The organism is Pseudomonas zanjanensis (assembly GCF_014268745.2).
In the GTDB taxonomy this organism is placed as follows: Bacteria; Pseudomonadota; Gammaproteobacteria; order Pseudomonadales; family Pseudomonadaceae; genus Aquipseudomonas; species Aquipseudomonas zanjanensis.
In genome coordinates this window covers 1467399-1483110 of the sequence record NZ_JABWRB020000001.1, presented here as the reverse complement: position 1 = coordinate 1483110, position 15712 = coordinate 1467399, and the positions used below count along the sequence as shown (strand labels likewise).

15 protein-coding genes are annotated in these 15712 nt (G+C 61.0%); 11 read left to right on the top strand and 4 right to left on the bottom strand.

The annotated features are described in order from the left end of the window. Positions 1–39: 39 nt before the first annotated feature. Entirely contained in the window at positions 40–510 is a 471-nt protein-coding gene (locus tag HU715_RS06725) for an SRPBCC family protein (RefSeq protein WP_186707374.1), read from the top strand. 85 nt (positions 511–595) lie between these two features. Continuing rightward, entirely contained in the window at positions 596–1294 is a 699-nt protein-coding gene (locus HU715_RS06720) for an outer membrane protein (RefSeq protein WP_186707373.1), read from the top strand. A 349-nt stretch (positions 1295–1643) separates the two neighbouring features. Here HU715_RS06720 and HU715_RS06715 read toward each other — a convergent pair whose 3' ends face one another. From HU715_RS06715 to HU715_RS06705, 3 genes are all read right to left on the bottom strand, one after another. Next, positions 1644–2888, bottom strand: a complete 1245-nt coding sequence (locus HU715_RS06715) for a saccharopine dehydrogenase family protein (protein ID WP_122565818.1) — start codon at positions 2886–2888, stop codon at positions 1644–1646. A 25-nt stretch (positions 2889–2913) separates the two neighbouring features. Further along, positions 2914–4011 carry a carboxynorspermidine decarboxylase gene (locus tag HU715_RS06710; protein WP_053122737.1) on the bottom strand — a complete coding sequence of 366 codons (1098 nt, stop codon included), beginning with the start codon at positions 4009–4011 and terminating at the stop codon, positions 2914–2916. A 250-nt stretch (positions 4012–4261) separates the two neighbouring features. Continuing rightward, on the bottom strand, positions 4262–5197 hold the full coding sequence (locus HU715_RS06705; protein WP_186707372.1) for a Ppx/GppA family phosphatase: 936 nt from the start codon (positions 5195–5197) through the stop codon (positions 4262–4264). A gap of 209 nt (positions 5198–5406) precedes the next feature. On the opposite strand from HU715_RS06705, the gene ppk2 reads away from it, so the two are divergent. From ppk2 to yghU, 9 genes are all read left to right on the top strand, one after another. Further along, positions 5407–6324 (top strand): polyphosphate kinase 2, encoded by a 918-nt coding sequence (ppk2, locus tag HU715_RS06700; protein WP_186707371.1) that lies wholly within the window; start codon positions 5407–5409, stop codon positions 6322–6324. A 724-nt stretch (positions 6325–7048) separates the two neighbouring features. After that, positions 7049–7900: a putative selenate ABC transporter substrate-binding protein gene (locus tag HU715_RS06695; RefSeq protein ID WP_186707370.1), complete on the top strand. Its 852-nt coding sequence runs from the start codon at positions 7049–7051 to the stop codon at positions 7898–7900. Further along, the gene (locus HU715_RS06690) at positions 7897–8694 is read left to right on the top strand and encodes a phosphonate ABC transporter ATP-binding protein (protein WP_186707369.1); all 798 of its coding nucleotides are present in this window, start codon (positions 7897–7899) and stop codon (positions 8692–8694) included. The genes HU715_RS06695 and HU715_RS06690 overlap by 4 nt, the downstream gene beginning before the upstream one ends. Next, entirely contained in the window at positions 8688–9515 is an 828-nt protein-coding gene (gene phnE / locus HU715_RS06685) for a phosphonate ABC transporter, permease protein PhnE (RefSeq protein WP_186707368.1), read from the top strand. The genes HU715_RS06690 and phnE (HU715_RS06685) overlap by 7 nt, the downstream gene beginning before the upstream one ends. Then, positions 9512–10279, top strand: a complete 768-nt coding sequence (gene phnE / locus HU715_RS06680; protein WP_186707367.1) for a phosphonate ABC transporter, permease protein PhnE — start codon at positions 9512–9514, stop codon at positions 10277–10279. Before phnE (HU715_RS06685) ends, phnE (HU715_RS06680) begins: the two co-directional genes overlap by 4 nt. Before the next feature lie 298 nt (positions 10280–10577). Then, a complete protein-coding gene (locus tag HU715_RS06675) occupies positions 10578–11336 on the top strand; it encodes a substrate-binding periplasmic protein (protein WP_186707366.1) in 759 nt (252 codons plus the stop codon). 1 nt (position 11337) lies between these two features. Then, on the top strand, positions 11338–12681 hold the full coding sequence (locus HU715_RS06670) for a GGDEF domain-containing protein (RefSeq protein WP_186707365.1): 1344 nt from the start codon (positions 11338–11340) through the stop codon (positions 12679–12681). Between the two features lie 28 nt (positions 12682–12709). After that, a complete protein-coding gene (locus HU715_RS06665) occupies positions 12710–13444 on the top strand; it encodes a substrate-binding periplasmic protein (protein ID WP_186707364.1) in 735 nt (244 codons plus the stop codon). Positions 13445–13487: 43 nt separating this feature from the next. Next, positions 13488–14327 (top strand): glutathione-dependent disulfide-bond oxidoreductase, encoded by an 840-nt coding sequence (gene yghU, locus HU715_RS06660; protein ID WP_186707363.1) that lies wholly within the window; start codon positions 13488–13490, stop codon positions 14325–14327. A gap of 616 nt (positions 14328–14943) precedes the next feature. On the opposite strand, the gene HU715_RS06655 is transcribed toward yghU, so the two are convergent. After that, positions 14944–15048, bottom strand: coding sequence for a DUF3077 domain-containing protein (locus HU715_RS06655; RefSeq protein ID WP_186707362.1), 105 nt, complete (start codon positions 15046–15048; stop codon positions 14944–14946). Positions 15049–15712 lie beyond the last annotated feature (664 nt).

Here is a 15712-nt window from a genome sequence, read left to right as displayed (position 1 = left end):
ACCCCGCATGACCGTGCCCCCCACAACCAAGGTGTCACCGTGAACGACGTCAACGTGCAAGTCATAATCAAATCGCCCCCTTCTGAAATCTGGAAGATCTGGAGCAATTTTGCAGAAGCGCCGCTATGGGATACCGACGTCCGCCAGTGTCAACTCGACGGCCCGTTCCAGGTGGGGACGCGCGGCAAGTGTGTGCTCAAGAATGGCTTGAACATGCCACTGAAACTGGAAGCCGTGAGCCTGCACGAAAGCTATCGCAACAGCGCACGGCTGCTGTGGATCGACCTCGAATTCGATCACCAGATGCGCAGGATTTCTCCCGATGAAACCCATGTCATCCATAGCGCGAAGATTTCCGGCCCGCTGAGCTTCCTCTACCGCGGGCTGCTGCGCAAAGCGTTGACCGCAGCGATGACCACGGCACTGGACAACCTGTGCACGCTGGCTGAACAACGGGCCATCGGCGCACCAGGACACGAGAAAACCGCGACGCCTTTGCACCTCGTATGAATACCTCCCGGCAGGAGGCGCGCTGAACGCGCCTTCCCGGACTCGCTTCGCCTACTTATCGATAACAGCACATTTCGGATCTAGCATGAACCTACAAAAAAACACCCAGTATCTTGTCATGGGCATCGTTGGCCTGGGTGTCATCGCCCCAGCATCGACCTTCGCCGACACACTTGGCCCTTATGTCAGTGCCATGGGTGGCGTGAACTGGGTCTCTAATCAGGACCTGACCCAGAACAACCTCGACTTCGTCGAGATGGAATACAATCAACCGCTGCACTCGGGCTACGCTACCGGGCTGGCACTGGGCTGGCGGTTCCCGGTCGGGCTACGGCCCGAGGTGGAGCTGAGCTACCGCCGCAACACCATGGACCAGTTCAATAACCGGGTCTACGAAGGCGGCACCAGCATCGAGGGCAAAGGCGAACAGGAAGCCACCAGCCTCATGGCCAACCTCTGGTATGACATCTCGAACCTGCCGGCCCCCTTGAGCCGCTTCACACCTTATGTAGGCGGTGGCCTGGGCTACGCCGTGCTGACCATCACCGGCCTGGAAGCTGGCGGCGTCGAGTTCGGCGACACCCATCGCGACACCGTCTCGGCTTGGCAACTCGGCGCCGGGGTCGCTTATGAACTCAGCGAGCATTGGTCCATGTCCCTGGACTATCGCTACTTCAAGACCGGCGAAGCGCACTTCGGCGACATCCAGGGCCTGCCCCAGGGCGATGTGCAAACGGAGTACAACGCCCAGACCGTGATGCTTGGCTTGCGGTACTGGTTGTAGGCGAGGGCCGCTGCGCAGGGACTATGTGGCGAGGGGATTTATCCCCGCTGGGCCGCGGAGCGGACCTAAAATTAGACACTGTGATGTTTCAGGTTGACCGCATTCAGCCTTTGTTGGGGCTGCTGCGCAGCCCAGCGGGGATAAATCCCCTCGCCACAAGGTTATTTATTTGATGGGGGTATAAACGAAAAATGCTCCGTACCTTTCGATACGGAGCATTTCTTCAAGGCTTCCTCAGATGGCCAGGGCTTCACGCGGTGGTGAGTCGCCTGCTTCAATCGCCTGCAGAATCCAGAGCGATTCCGCAGTTTCTATCGAAGAAGCCAAAGCGGAACCTGCCTGGTATCCTTCAGGCGTTCTGGTTCCAGGGACGGTCTCCATGCTCGTCCTTAATGCGCGTCGGCAAGCCCATCACATCCAGCGCCTCGAGGAACGCCTCGGCAGGCAGCTCCTCGACGTTGACCATGCGCTGCACGTCCCACTCGCCACGGGCCACCAGCAAGGCTGCGGCCACGGGTGGCACGCCGGCGGTGTAGGAAATGCCCTGGCTGTCGGTTTCGGCGTAGGCATCCTCGTGGTCGGCTACGTTGTAGATGAACATCTCGCGCGGCTGGCCATCCTTGGTGCCCTTGACCAGGTCGCCGATGCAGGTCTTGCCGGTGTAGCCCGGCGCCAGCGAGCTCGGGTCAGGCAGCACGGCCTTGACCACTTTCAGCGGCACGACTTCCAGGCCTTCGGCGGTCTTGACCGGTTGTTCGGAGAGCAGGCCAAGGTTCTTGAGCACGGTGAACACATTGATGTAGTGCTCGCCGAAGCTCATCCAGAAACGCACGTTGGGCACGTCGAGGTTCTTCGACAGCGAGTGCACTTCGTCGTGACCGGTCAGGTACAGGTTCTGCGAGCCTACGACTGGCAGGTCGTCGGTGCGCTTGACTTCGAACATGGTGTTGCTGGTCCACTGGCTGTCCTGCCAGCTCCACACCTGTCCGGTGAATTCGCGGAAATTGATTTCCGGGTCGAAATTGGTGGCGAAATATTTGCCATGGGAGCCGGCATTGACGTCGAGAATGTCGATCGAATCAATGCGGTCGAAATGCTGTTGTTGCGCCAGTGCCGCATAGGCATTGACCACACCCGGGTCGAAGCCTACGCCGAGAATGGCGGTGATGTTCTTCTCCTGGCACTCCTGGAGATGGTTCCACTCGTAGTTGCCGTACCAGGGCGGCGTCTCGCAGACCTTGCCCGGTTCTTCGTGGATGGCGGTGTCCAGGTAGGCCACGCCGGTATCGATGCAGGCACGCAGCACCGACATGTTGAGAAAGGCAGAGCCGACGTTGATGACGATCTGCGACTCGGTTTCGCGAATCAGCGCCTTGGTCGCTTCGACATCCAGAGCGTTCAGTGCAAAGGCCTTGATGTCGGCGGGTTGCTTGAGGCTACCCTTGGCCTTGACGCTGTCGATGATGGCCTGGCATTTGGAGATGTTGCGCGACGCGATAGCAATACGACCGAGTTCGTCGTTGTGCTGCGCGCACTTGTGGGCCACCACCTTGGCGACACCTCCTGCACCAATGATAAGTACGTTCTTCTTCAATTTCTTTATTTCTCCTTCCGCCAGCTCAAGAGAGGCTGGACAAGTAGTCGTCGTAAACAAACTCGCGAACCACCTCGACGCTGCCGTCGAGTTGCTTCACAACGATGGACGGCATCTTCAGGCCGTTGAACCAGTTTTTCTTGACCATGGTGTAGCCCGCTGCGTCGATGAACGACAGCCGATCGCCGATGGACAACGGACGATCGAATTTGTACTCGCCAAAGATGTCTCCGGCCAGACAGGATTTGCCGCACACCATGTAGGTGTGTTCGCCCTCGCTCGGTGCCAGCTTGGCGTCCAGGCGATAGATCAGCAGATCGAGCATGTGCGCCTCGATGGAGCTGTCCACCACGGCCAGGTGCTTGCCGTTGTAGAGCGTATCGAGCACGGTGACTTCCAGCGACGCGCTCTGGGTGATCGCGGCCTCGCCCGGCTCCAGGTAGACCTGCACGCCATACTTTTGCGAGAAGGCCTTGAGCCGTGCGCAAAAGGCGTCCAGGGCGTAGCCCTCGCCGGTGAAATGGATGCCGCCACCGAGGCTGACCCACTCGACCTTATGCAGCAAGTGACCAAAGCGTTCTTCGATAGTGCCCAGCATCTGGTCGAACAGGCCGAAATCGCCGTTCTCGCAGTTGTTGTGGAACATGAAGCCGGAGATGTGCTCGATGACCTGCTCGATCTTCACCGGATCCCACTCGCCCAGGCGACTGAACGGTCGCGCCGGGTCGGCCAGCAGGTAATCGGAGCTGCTCACCTGCGGATTGACCCGCAAGCCACGGACCTTGCCGGCGGACGCTTCGGTGTAGCGCTGCAATTGGCCGATGGAGTTGAAGATGATCTTGTCGCAGTTGGCGAGCATCTCCTCGATCTCATCGTCGGCCCAGGCCACGCTGTAGGCATGGGTCTCGCCGGCGAATTTCTGCCGGCCGAGCTTGAGCTCGTAAAGCGACGACGAGGTGGTGCCGTCCATGTACTGCTGCATCAGGTCGAACACCGACCAGGTGGCGAAGCACTTGAGCGCCAGCAAGGCCTTGGCCCCGGACTGCTCACGCACATAGGCGATCTTCTGCATGTTCGCCAGCAGCTTTTGTTTGTCGATGAGGTAGTACGGCGTTTTGATCATTTTCGAGGCCTCCGGGCAAGGCGAGCCAAAAAAGGATGCGCATTGTGCCTTCACTGACTGCAGATCGAAAGAGCGAAAAGCCCCGTTCGCGCAATCATCCTGATCCAGGCCGACGCTTTGCGATAACCGGACGTACCGGCCGCCCAGGCGACAAGAGGCTGGATCTGGCAACGAAGGGATAATCAAAAAGCGCTGACGCTCGACCTTGAGCCGTCACGGATAAGCGGCACGGCGGGTTAACCGTCCGTGATCAGCTTTTATACATCAGGCCATGGAGCACACCGAACCTGAGGCCCGCTTCGCTAGCGAGCATGCCTGTAATACCGAAGACCTTGAACGCCGCCAGCATGATCGCCAGGCCACCGGGCAAGATGCCCAGGCGATGGCGTTGCAAGCCGGCCAACCTGAGTTGATCGACATGCCCGACTTCCAGCAGCCGCAGCGACAGGCGCAGCAACCCGCCGTAGGTGATGCCGCCTTGTCCGAAGTCGTTGAGGCCATTGGCCTTGAGCACCTTGGCCAACATCCGCGCCGTACCGGATGAGCCGATCACTTGCTGCCAGCCCTGCGCGCGATAATGCGCCGCCACTGCTTCAAACTGCAGGACGGCTACGCGTTCAGCCTCCAGCAGCGCCTGAGCGGTGATGCGTCCGCCCGGAAAGTAACGCGCGCCAAAGGTGCCACTGCCAATGGCAATGCTCTCCGTCAACAGCGGTTGGGCGCCCTGCCCCAAGATCAGTTCGGTCGAGCCACCGCCGATGTCCACCACCAATCGCGTCTGTTCAACGCCGGGCACCGTATGGGCCACGCCGGCATACACCAGCCGGGCCTCTTCATGCCCCGACAGCACGTCGATCCGAAACCCCAGGTGCCGCTCGGCACTGGCCAGGAACAGCTGGGCATTGGCCGCTTCGCGCACGGCACTGGTCGCCACCGCCCGCACTCGCCCGGCTTCAAAGCCGCGCAGTTTCTTGCCGAATCGGGCCAGGGCCTGCCAGCCTCGATCCAGCGCCAGCTCGTCCAGCGCCCCGGCCTGCAAGCCCTCGGCCAATCGGACCGGCTCGCGCAAGGTTTTCACTTCCTGGATCACCCTCTGTCGATTGCGCCTGACCGACTGACCAATCATCAGGCGAAAGGCGTTGGAACCCAGGTCAATGGCCGCGAACAGGGGGGCGTCGCCTTTCATAGCGGTATTCCTTGATTCATCAGCCAGCAGGCACAAGCGCTGCCGAGCATCCCACAATGATTTGCGAGGATCCTGCCACGCGTTCGATGACACCTGGATGACACTCCCTGTTTTAGCCAACGACAAACTCATGAAGCGTAGATGACGTCACTACTATGTAACAAACTGCAGATAGCGTGGATCGCGCCTCCACGACCGAGTTCTCCACCATGCTTTCAACCCAGGACACCTTGGTACAGCGCATCCACCGCGAGTTGCTCGATCACAGTGACGAAGAACTGGAGCTGGAATTGTCCGAAGACGGGCATGACCTGAACGCCCTGTTCGATGAACACGCCCCGCAAAGCAGCGAAAAGGAAAGCCGCCGACTGTATTTCAGCGAACTGTTCCGCCTCCAGGGCGAACTGGTGAAGCTGCAAAGCTGGGTGGTCAAGACTGGGCACAAGGTCGTGATCCTGTTCGAAGGACGGGACGCCGCCGGCAAGGGTGGCGTAATCAAGCGCATTACCCAGCGGCTCAATCCCCGGGTGTGTCGCGTTGCCGCCCTGCCCGCCCCCAACGACCGTGAACGGACTCAATGGTATTTCCAGCGCTACGTCTCGCACCTGCCGGCGGCGGGTGAGATCGTGCTGTTCGACCGCAGCTGGTACAACCGCGCCGGGGTCGAACAGGTCATGGGCTTCTGCACCGACGACCAGTACGAAGAGTTCTTCCGTACCGTGCCGGAATTCGAGCGGATGCTCGCCCGCTCCGGCATCCAGCTGATCAAGTACTGGTTCTCCATTTCCGACCAGGAACAGCACCTGCGCTTTCTCAGCCGCATTCATGACCCGCTCAAGCAATGGAAGCTCAGCCCCATGGACCTGGAGTCCCGTCGGCGCTGGGAGGCCTATACCAAGGCCAAGGAAATCATGCTTGAGCGCACGCACATCGCCGAGGCCCCCTGGTGGGTGGTGCACGCCGACGACAAGAAAAAGGCCCGGCTCAACTGCATCCATCACCTGCTGGGGCAAATGCCCTATGAAGAAGTGGAACTGCCGACCATCGAGCTGCCGCAGCGGGAACGGCAGGAAGACTATTCCCGCAGCCCGACGCCACCGGAGCTGATCGTGCCCCTGGTCTATTGAGACCCGCCTGGCAGGGACGCCCGGCATCGGCTTGTTCACCTCCTGCCGTCACATATCTATGTGGGAGCGAGCCTGCTCGCGATAGTGGTGTGCCAGCCAACATCCATTCAACTGACCGGACGCCTTCGCGAGCAGGCTCGCTCCCACACTGTTCCGAGGCGCTGCCACTATTGATGCCTGGCCCAATTTCCCCTGTGGGAGCGGGCTTGCTCGCGAAAGCGGTGCATCAGCCAACATCCATTCAACTGTCCGGACGCCTTCGCGAGCAAGCCCGCTCCCACACTGTTCCGAGGCGCTGCGAGTATTGATGTCTGGCCCAATTCCCCTGTGGGAGCGAGCCTGCTCGCGAAAGCGGTGCATCAGCCAACATCCATTCAACTGTCCGGACGCCTTCGCGAGCAGGCTCGCTCCCACACTGTTCCGAGGCGCTGCGGAGTATTGATGTCTGGCCCAATTCCCCTGTGGGAGCGGGCTTGCTCGCGAAAGCGGTGCATCAGCCAACATCCATTCAACTGTCCGGACGCCTTCGCGAGCAGGCTCGCTCCCACACTGTTCCGAGGCGCTGCGAGTATTGATGTCTGGCCCAATTCCCCTGTGGGCTGGGTGAGTTCATAGCCAGAAACGGTTAACATCCCTTTCCTTCGTCTACCCTCACAGAACGGCGTACCACCCCTGTGGGCTGACGCTTCAATATTTCCTTGCCTTCCTGTATCGGAGATCCTTCATGCTCAAGCCGTCCTTGGCGTTGGCCGCTGGTGTTGCCCTGTCGTTTTGCAGTTGGCTAGCGCAGGCCGCCGACACCCTGAAAGTCAGCGCGATTCCCGACGAAGCCCCGACCGAGCTGCTGCGCAAGTTCAAGCCACTGGGGGCTTACCTGGAACAGCAGACCGGCATGAAGGTCGAGTTCGTCCCCGTGAGCGACTACCCGGCCGTAGTCGAGGCGCTGGCCACCGACCGGATCGACATGGCCTGGCTGGGTGGCTTCACCTTCGTACAGGCGCGCCTGAAAACCGGCAACGCCATCCCCCTGGTCCAGCGCGAACAGGACGCCCAGTTCACCAGTAAATTCATCACCGCCGACCCTGCCGTCAAATCCCTGGCCGACCTCAAAGGCAAGAGTTTCGCCTTTGGTTCGGTGTCGTCGACGTCCGGCAGCCTCATGCCGCGCTATTTCATGCTCCAGGACGGCATCAAGCCGGAAACCTACTTCAGCCGCGTGGGTTATTCGGGCGCCCATGACGCCACCGTCGCCTGGGTCCAGGCCGGCAAGGTAGACGCCGGGGTGCTAAACGCCAGCGTCTGGGAAAAACTGGTCGCGGCCGGCAAGGTAGACACGGCCAAGGTCAAGGTGTTCGCCACCACCCCCACCTACTTCGACTACAACTGGACCGTGCGCGGAACCCTCGACCCGGCGTTGGCGGCCAAGATCAAGGCGGCCTTCCTGGCCCTCGATCCGGCCAACCCGAAGGACAAGGAAATCCTCGACCTGCAAGCCGCCAGCCGCTTCATCGAAACCAAGCCTGAGAACTACAAGGGCATCGAGGAAGCCGCGCGCGCCGCCGAACTGCTCAAATGACCCTGCAACTGACCCAGGTCAGCGTGACCCATGCCAACGGCGTCCAGGCGTTGCGAGGCATCGACTTGCACATCGGCGCCGGCGAACAGGTCGCGGTCATCGGCCCGTCCGGTGCCGGCAAGTCGAGCCTGCTCAATCTGCTGGCCACCGCCCTGCGCCCGGGCAACGGCGAGGTGCAGCTGCTCGGCGAGCGTGCCTGGCAGCTGCCTGCCCGTCAGCGGCAGCGCTTGCGCGCGCGCATCGGCCTGATCCACCAAGCGCCGCCCCTGCCGCCACGCCAAAGGGTGGTCACGGCGGTCCTGGCCGGAAAGCTCGGTCAGTGGGGCATCGGTAAAAGCCTGTTGAATCTGCTGCACCCGCTGGACATTCCCGGCGCCAGGGCGGCATTGGCCCGGCTGGACCTGGGCGACAAACTGTTCGCGCAATGCCAGCAACTGTCCGGCGGTCAACTGCAACGCGTGGGCATCGCCCGGGTGTTGTACCAGGCGCCGGAGGTGTTGCTGGCCGACGAGCCGGTTTCGGCCATGGACCCGGTATTGGCCGAACATACGCTTTCGGTGCTTTGCCAGCATGCCCGGGAACACAACGTGACCCTGGTCGCCAGCCTGCACGCGGTGGAACTGGCCTTGGCGCATTTTTCCCGGGTCATTGGCCTGCGTGAGGGGCAGATCCTGTTCGACCTGCCCACCGAGGCGGTCGACCGTCCGCTGCTCGACACGCTCTACGCCAACGATCAACTGCAGCCTTCACCAACGCCCCCTACTACCTTGAGCGTGCAGATCCCCCGATGCTGACACGCGATACCCGAGACCCCGCCACCCGCCCTCGCCTGCTGCTCAGCCTGCTGGCCCTTGTGCTGCTGTGGCCGGGCATCCGGTTCAGCGAATTGGACCTCAGCGTATTGGTCGCGAGTGACAGCCAGAGCGAGATGGGCCGCTTTGTCGCGGCGTTCTGGCCGCCCGCCCATGGCGACGAATTCGTTGAACTGCTGTGGCAGGCCACCTTGCAGACGCTGGCCATCGCCACGGCGGGCATGGCCCTGGCGTTGCTGCTGGCGGTGCCCGCGAGCCTGCTGGCCAGCCGCGCCCTGTCACTGTCGGCGGCCTCCCGTGCCGGCCACCCTGGCTATTGGGGCCAACTGCTGCGCTGGCCGGTACGCGGCCTGTTGATCTTCTTGCGCAGCGTCCCGGAAATCGTCTGGGCACTGCTCTTCGTCCGCGCCGTCGGCCTCGGCCCCACGGCCGGCGTACTGGCGATCGCGATTACCTACAGCGGCATGCTGGGCAAGGTCTACGCGGAAATCTACGAATCGGTCGACCAGCGTCCGGCCCACGCACTCTTGCAGTCCGGCAGCAGCCGACTCGCCGCCTTCTGCTACGGGATCCTGCCCAATGTCGCGGCGGAACTGTTGTCGTACACGGTGTATCGCTGGGAGTGCGCGATCCGCGCCTCGGTGGTGATGGGTTTCGTCGGTGCCGGGGGCCTGGGCCAGCAGATGGACCTGTCGCTGCGCATGTTCGCCGGCGGCGAAGTGGCCAGCCTGCTGCTGACATTCCTGGCACTGGTGCTGCTCGCCGATCAACTCAGCCGCCTGCTGCGCTGGAGGCTGGCATGAATCGCCTGATCAACGCGGCCATTGTCCTGTGCCTCGGCGCGGCGGTCATCGCCTCGTTCGTTTACCTCGGCATCGACCTGGGCGAACTCGGCGACAGTCGCAATCTGCACCAGATGGGCGCTTATGCGCAGCGTTTCTTCAGTCCAGACCTGAGCCCGGCCCATTTGAAGGCGATCGGTCACGGCGCCCTGGAAACCCTGGCCATGTCGGCCCTGGGCACCCTGCTCGCAGCGGTGTTCGGCCTGCTGTTGGCCTTGCCGGCAGCCGGGCGCTTTGGCTGGCCCCTGCAGAGCGCATCGCGCCTGGTGCTCAACGCCTTGCGTGCCGTTCCAGAACTGGTGTGGGCCGCGCTGATGGTCCTGGCCGCCGGGCTTGGCCCGAATGCCGGCACCCTGGCCTTGGCCCTGCACACCACCGGCGTGCTCGGCCGGCTGTTCGCCGAAGCCCTGGAAAATACCCCCTCCGAACCTGCCGACGCCATCCGCCTGCAAGGCGGCAACGCCGTGTTGGCGTTCTGTTACGGCACGCTGCCCAATCTCCTGCCGCAACTGCTGGCCTATGTCCTGTATCGCTGGGAAAACAATATCCGCATGGCCAGCGTGCTCGGCTTCGTCGGTGCCGGGGGCTTGGGGCAAATGCTCTACGTCAGCCTCAGCCTGTTCCAGGAAGCCCAAGGCAGCACGGTGATTCTGGCGATGCTGTTGCTGGTGTTGGCCGTCGATACGTTAAGCGGTTGGAGTCGCCAGCGTTGGGTCAAGGCCTGAGGGCGTTACCTTGCGTTGATGTGGCGTGAGCCCATCCCAAAAAAGACTGCGCAACCCCGTGGGAGCGGGCTTGCTCGCGAAGGCATTATCAGTTTCAACATCATCGTTGGCTGACAGTCTGCGTTCGCGAGCAAGCCCGCTCCCACAAAAGCTTTCCCCTGGGTATTTACCGCCCCCCATCGGCTGGGCTTGCGGTTCCGACAGGCCGGATTCAAGCCGGCGCCAGCCCAGCCGATAACCCTATCAATGATAGCCCCTGGCCTTGCCGGGCTCTGCCAGTTGCATAGGGTAATGATCAATGGGTTTGCCGCTGAATCGCCTGCTGATGTGGGGCGTCCTGATGTTCCTCGCTGCAAGCGCTTGCGCGGCAGAGACACCGCTGCGCATCGTGACGGAGGAGTTGCCGCCCTACAACATGACGCAGGACGGGCGCGTGACCGGCATGAGCACCGAGGTGGTCCAGGCCGTGCTCAAGGAAGTCGGCATGGACGCACCCATCCAGCCCATGCCCTGGGCCCGAGCCTACGAAATGGCGCTCAATGAAAGCAATGTGCTGATCTATTCGATCGTCCGCACGCCTGCACGGCAATCGCTTTTCCAGTGGGTCGGCACCATTGGCCCGACGCAGTGGTACATCTATTCCCTGGCAGACCGGCCGGTAAAACTCAACTCGCTGGCCGATGCCCATGGTCATCAGATCGCCACGGTCAATCAGGACGTGGGCGAGCAGTACCTGGTCTCGAAAGGCTTTCGCATCGGCGAAGACTTGCAGTCGAGCACCAAGTACGAACACAACTACCGCAAGCTCAAGGTCGATCACGTGGAGCTGTGGATTTCCAATGAGCTCAACGCGCTGTACCTGACGCGCCAGAACGGCGAAGACCCGGACAAGGTGCTGATCCGCTCCCTGGCGCTACCCGAACTGAGCAGCCCGGACGGCCTGAACATGGCGTTCAGCCGCAAGACGCCGGCCGAAACCGTGGAGAAGTTCCGCGTCGGCCTTGAAACCATCCGGCGCAACGGGGTCTACGACGCCATCCTGCGCAAATGGTTATGACATGGGTGACCCTTTCCGCACGACGTCCTCCCTGCCACCAGCGACCAAGGCGTTCAGTTCCCTGGGCCGGCGCCTAGTGCTGGCAACGCTGTTGTTCTGCCTGGTCTTTACCCTGGCCATGGTGACCTGGCGCACCTGGCAGGCCTGGGAAAACAACCTGGCGGACATGAATTCGGAATTGGCCCTGATCGATCAGGTCTTCCAGAACACCCTGGCCTACGCCATTTGGGAACTGGATCGTGAATCTCTCGACCAGCAAATCACCAGCGTCGCCGCGGCCGCTCCCGTGGGTCGCGTGGTGTTGAACATCTTGCGCCCGGGACAAGCGCCGGAAGTCATCGAACTCAAGCGCTACACCGTCGATCAATCGGGCGTGGTGCCGGTGCTGCATCGCCAGCTTATCGCCCACCCCTACGCCGGGGCCCATGAAAAAGTCGGTGAGCTGACCATTGAAGGCGACAATAACCTGCTGTGGGAGCGCCTCTGGAGCGAAGCACGCGGCATCGTCATCACCCAGCTCATCCAGTCCTTGCTGCTGGCTGGGTTGGTCATGACCATGTTCAACCGCCTGGTGACCGTGCATGTGGTGCATATCGCCCGTCATCTGGGTGAACTCGCGCCGCACACCCTCAAGCATCATCTCAAGCTGCAACGAGCGGTGCAGCGCCAGGACGAACTGAGCCTGCTCGAGTTCCAGGTCAATGAACTCCAGGACAATCTGCGCGCGCACCTCGAACGCCAACACTCGGACGAACTGGCCTTGGCCGCCAGCCGCGATCAAATGGCCGAACTGGTCGAGGCACGCACCGCGGAACTGAAGGCGGCGAACCAGTCGCTTGAAGCGCTGTCCCGTCACGATGCCTTGACGGGCCTGGCCAACCGTCGCTATTTCGACGAATTGAAGGAGATCGAGTTTCGCCGGGCGATCCGCCACAACACCCCGCTGGCCGTGCTCATGTGCGACGTCGATTTCTTCAAGATCTACAACGACACCTACGGCCACATGCAGGGCGACCTGTGCCTGAAAGAGATCGCCGAAACCCTGCGCACTGTGTTCGGCCGCTCAGGCGAACTGACCGCCCGCGTAGGCGGCGAAGAGTTCGTCGTGGTCCTGCCCAACGTCGACGCGGCCCAAGCCTGCGAAGCCGCCCAACGCTTGCGCGCCAGCCTGGCGGAACGTGAGCTGCCCCACAGCGGTTCCAAGGTTTCACCTTTCGTCACCGTGAGCATCGGCGTCGCCGAGTTGGACACGCAGACCATGGACCATTTCGATCAACTGTTGCAACGCGCCGACCAGGCGCTGTACCGGGCCAAACACCAGGGACGCGACCGCGTCGCCCTGTAATTACTCTCGCGCGCCATGAGGTCTATCTATGCACTATCGCCTGATACTCTGCTCGTGCTTGCTACTCGCCTCGATCAGCCTGCACAGCCACGCCGACACGATCGAAGTCGTGACCGAAGACTCCCTGTACGCCCATCAGCGTGACGACAAGGTCATCGGGCCGGGCATTCGCATCGCCGAAGAAACGCTGAAAAGCGCGCAGCTCACCGATTACAGCCTGTCGCTGTACCCATGGGCCCGGGCCTACGAAAAGGCGCTGCACGAGCCCAACGTGCTGATCTTCCCGCTGGACCGCACCCCGGCCCGCGAACAATTATTCAAATGGGTGGGTGAAATACATCGCGTGGCGAGCCGGCTCTATAAATTGCGCGACAATAAAGACATCGCCGTCAACAGCCTCGAAGAAGCCAAGCAGTACAGCATCGGCGTGGTGCGAAACGACGCCAAGCAGATCTACCTGCAACAACGTGGATTCACCCGGCTGGTCATCTCGGCCAACAACCACGACAACTTTGAAAAACTGCTGAATCGCCAGATCCAGTTACTGCCGATGCCGGAGAATACCGCGCGCCTGATGAGCAAGGATGCCCAGGTGGATTTCACTTCGCTGGAAGAGGTCTATACCCTCGACGAACAACCCCACAGAGTCCACTTGGCCTTCAGCCTGAGCACGCCGGATGACGTGGTCGCCAAGGCCCAACTCGCTTTCGAAAAACTCAAGGCGTCCGGTGAAGTCGCACGAATCATGAACGAACAGCGGTAGACTCTGGGGGATCACACCGCAAGCAACGATGAGGTATGTCCCGATGAGTAAAGCGTCCTACGTTCCGCCCAAGGTCTGGAAAAACGACGCCCCGTCTGGCGGCCATTTCGCCAGCATCAACCGCCCTGTCGCCGGGCCGACCCATGACAAAACCTTGCCGGTTGGCAAGCACCCGCTGCAGCTCTACTCCCTGGCCACGCCCAACGGCGTGAAGGTGACCATCCTGCTGGAGGAGCTGCTGGCGCTGGGTCATGCGGGCGCGGAGTACGACGCCTGGCTGATCCGCATCAACGAGGGCGATCAGTTCTCCAGCGGCTTTGTCGAGATCAACCCCAACTCCAAGATCCCGGCCCTGCTGGACCGCAGCGTGGAACCCGCCATCCGTGTCTTCGAGTCCGGCTCGATCCTGCTTTACCTGGCGGAAAAATTCGGCGCCCTCCTGCCCACCGACCCGGCAGGTCGCACCGAAACCTTGAACTGGCTGTTCTGGCAGATGGGCTCTGCACCGTACCTGGGCGGTGGCTTCGGGCATTTCTACGCCTACGCGCCGGAGAAACTCGAATACCCGATCAATCGCTTCACCATGGAAGCCAAGCGCCAACTCGACGTCCTGGACCGCCGCCTTGGCGAAAGCCACTACCTGGCCGGCAATGACTACACCATCGCCGACATCGCGGTCTGGCCCTGGTATGGGCAACTGGTGCGCAACAACGTGTACGGCGCCGCCGAATTCCTGAGTGCTCACGAGTACACCCATGTGCAGCGCTGGGCGGAAGAGATCGCCAAGCGCCCGGCCGTAAAGCGTGGGCAGCGGGTCAACCGCACGTGGGGCGATGAAGCGAGCCAGGTGCCGGAGCGGCATGCGGCTGGGGATTTGGGCTGAGGCCCTGTGGGAGCGGGCTTGCTCGCGAAAGCGGCGGATCAGCTAACATCGATGCTGAATGTGCCGATACCTTCGCGAGCAAGCCCGCTCCCACACTGGATCGGCGGTGAACCTCGGTTTCTCGACTGGCACAGCCCCCATGTGGGAGCGAGCCTGCTCGCGAAAGCGGTGGATCAGTTCGCCTCGATGCTGAATGTGCAGACGTCTTCGCAAACAAACTCGCCAACTCCCGCTCTGCAAAAAAACGGTTTGCCAGCGATACACGGCTACCGACTCTTGCAGGTCTTTGCAGAAATTCCAACTTCTTGATTTCAGTAAATAAATCGCCCCCCTCATAGGCTGCCCCCGCGCCCCCTGACTTACGAGGCCCATTGAGTTTTTTCAGGATATATACCTTCCTTCCAGAGCCTCGCTAATTTCATGCTTGCCCTCTGCATCCATTCTCCGTCTTGGTCTAATGGGCACGCAGCAAGTACCGTTAGCGTTCCCCGCACTTTGTTTAGCCTAAGAACACCAACATCCGCACCCCGCCCAAAAGAGTAGTCAACGTACTCCTCGGTATCAGCAATCTTGTCCATTTCAATGTAAAAGGCCATATTTTTCAGTCCTACCTTCGTTACTTCGTTAACGGGACACCGCCGTTAACGCGGAACAGCGGACGGTCGGAGCAATAATGAAATGGGGTGTGGCCGACGGTTTTTGCTTCTGATCGTTCGGTCATTTGCGATCTCCACTGACTGAGATGCAGCAGGACCGCGATACAGAGCTGCGGAGCAGATGAGGCCGTTTTTTTGATCTATTGATATGCATTGTTCAACTCCCTTGATTCGAAGAGCTGCCGCATCCGTTACCAAGCGAATGGGTGGCAGCTGTGCGCAGGTTGGTAAACCGGGGAATCAAGGAACCGGCACGTCAGAAGACGTCCCACGCACAGCTGCCATAAAACAAAATCGCAGGCCTGAAAGCCTGCAATCCTGTCTGTGCACTGTTACGCCTTATTCCACCGGGTTACCAAGCCCGGTCGCTGAATGTGCAGCGACATCCAGAGCGTAACGCGACAGAAAACCTTCGGCGAGAGGCTTAGGAATAGAATAGTGCTTTTGGTGGGATTTTCAGAAGTTTCCTACACGAGCCCCAATGCTCGCAGTCCATCAGGGACAGACACGTTTTGCGGACGCAGCTCAAATTCTCGAAGCACCTTTGAGAGGCTTGAGCACGCGTTGCGAGCAGGGGTACATCAAGAGGCACAGGTATTGGAGCAGATTTATGGTGATCCCTCAGGATTTGTCCCCCGTTATCCTGATACCTCCGACTGGCAAAACGTATCGCTCACCGAAGTGTCGATGATGATCTCGAAATGATCTTTGTCATGCTTGACTACCGGT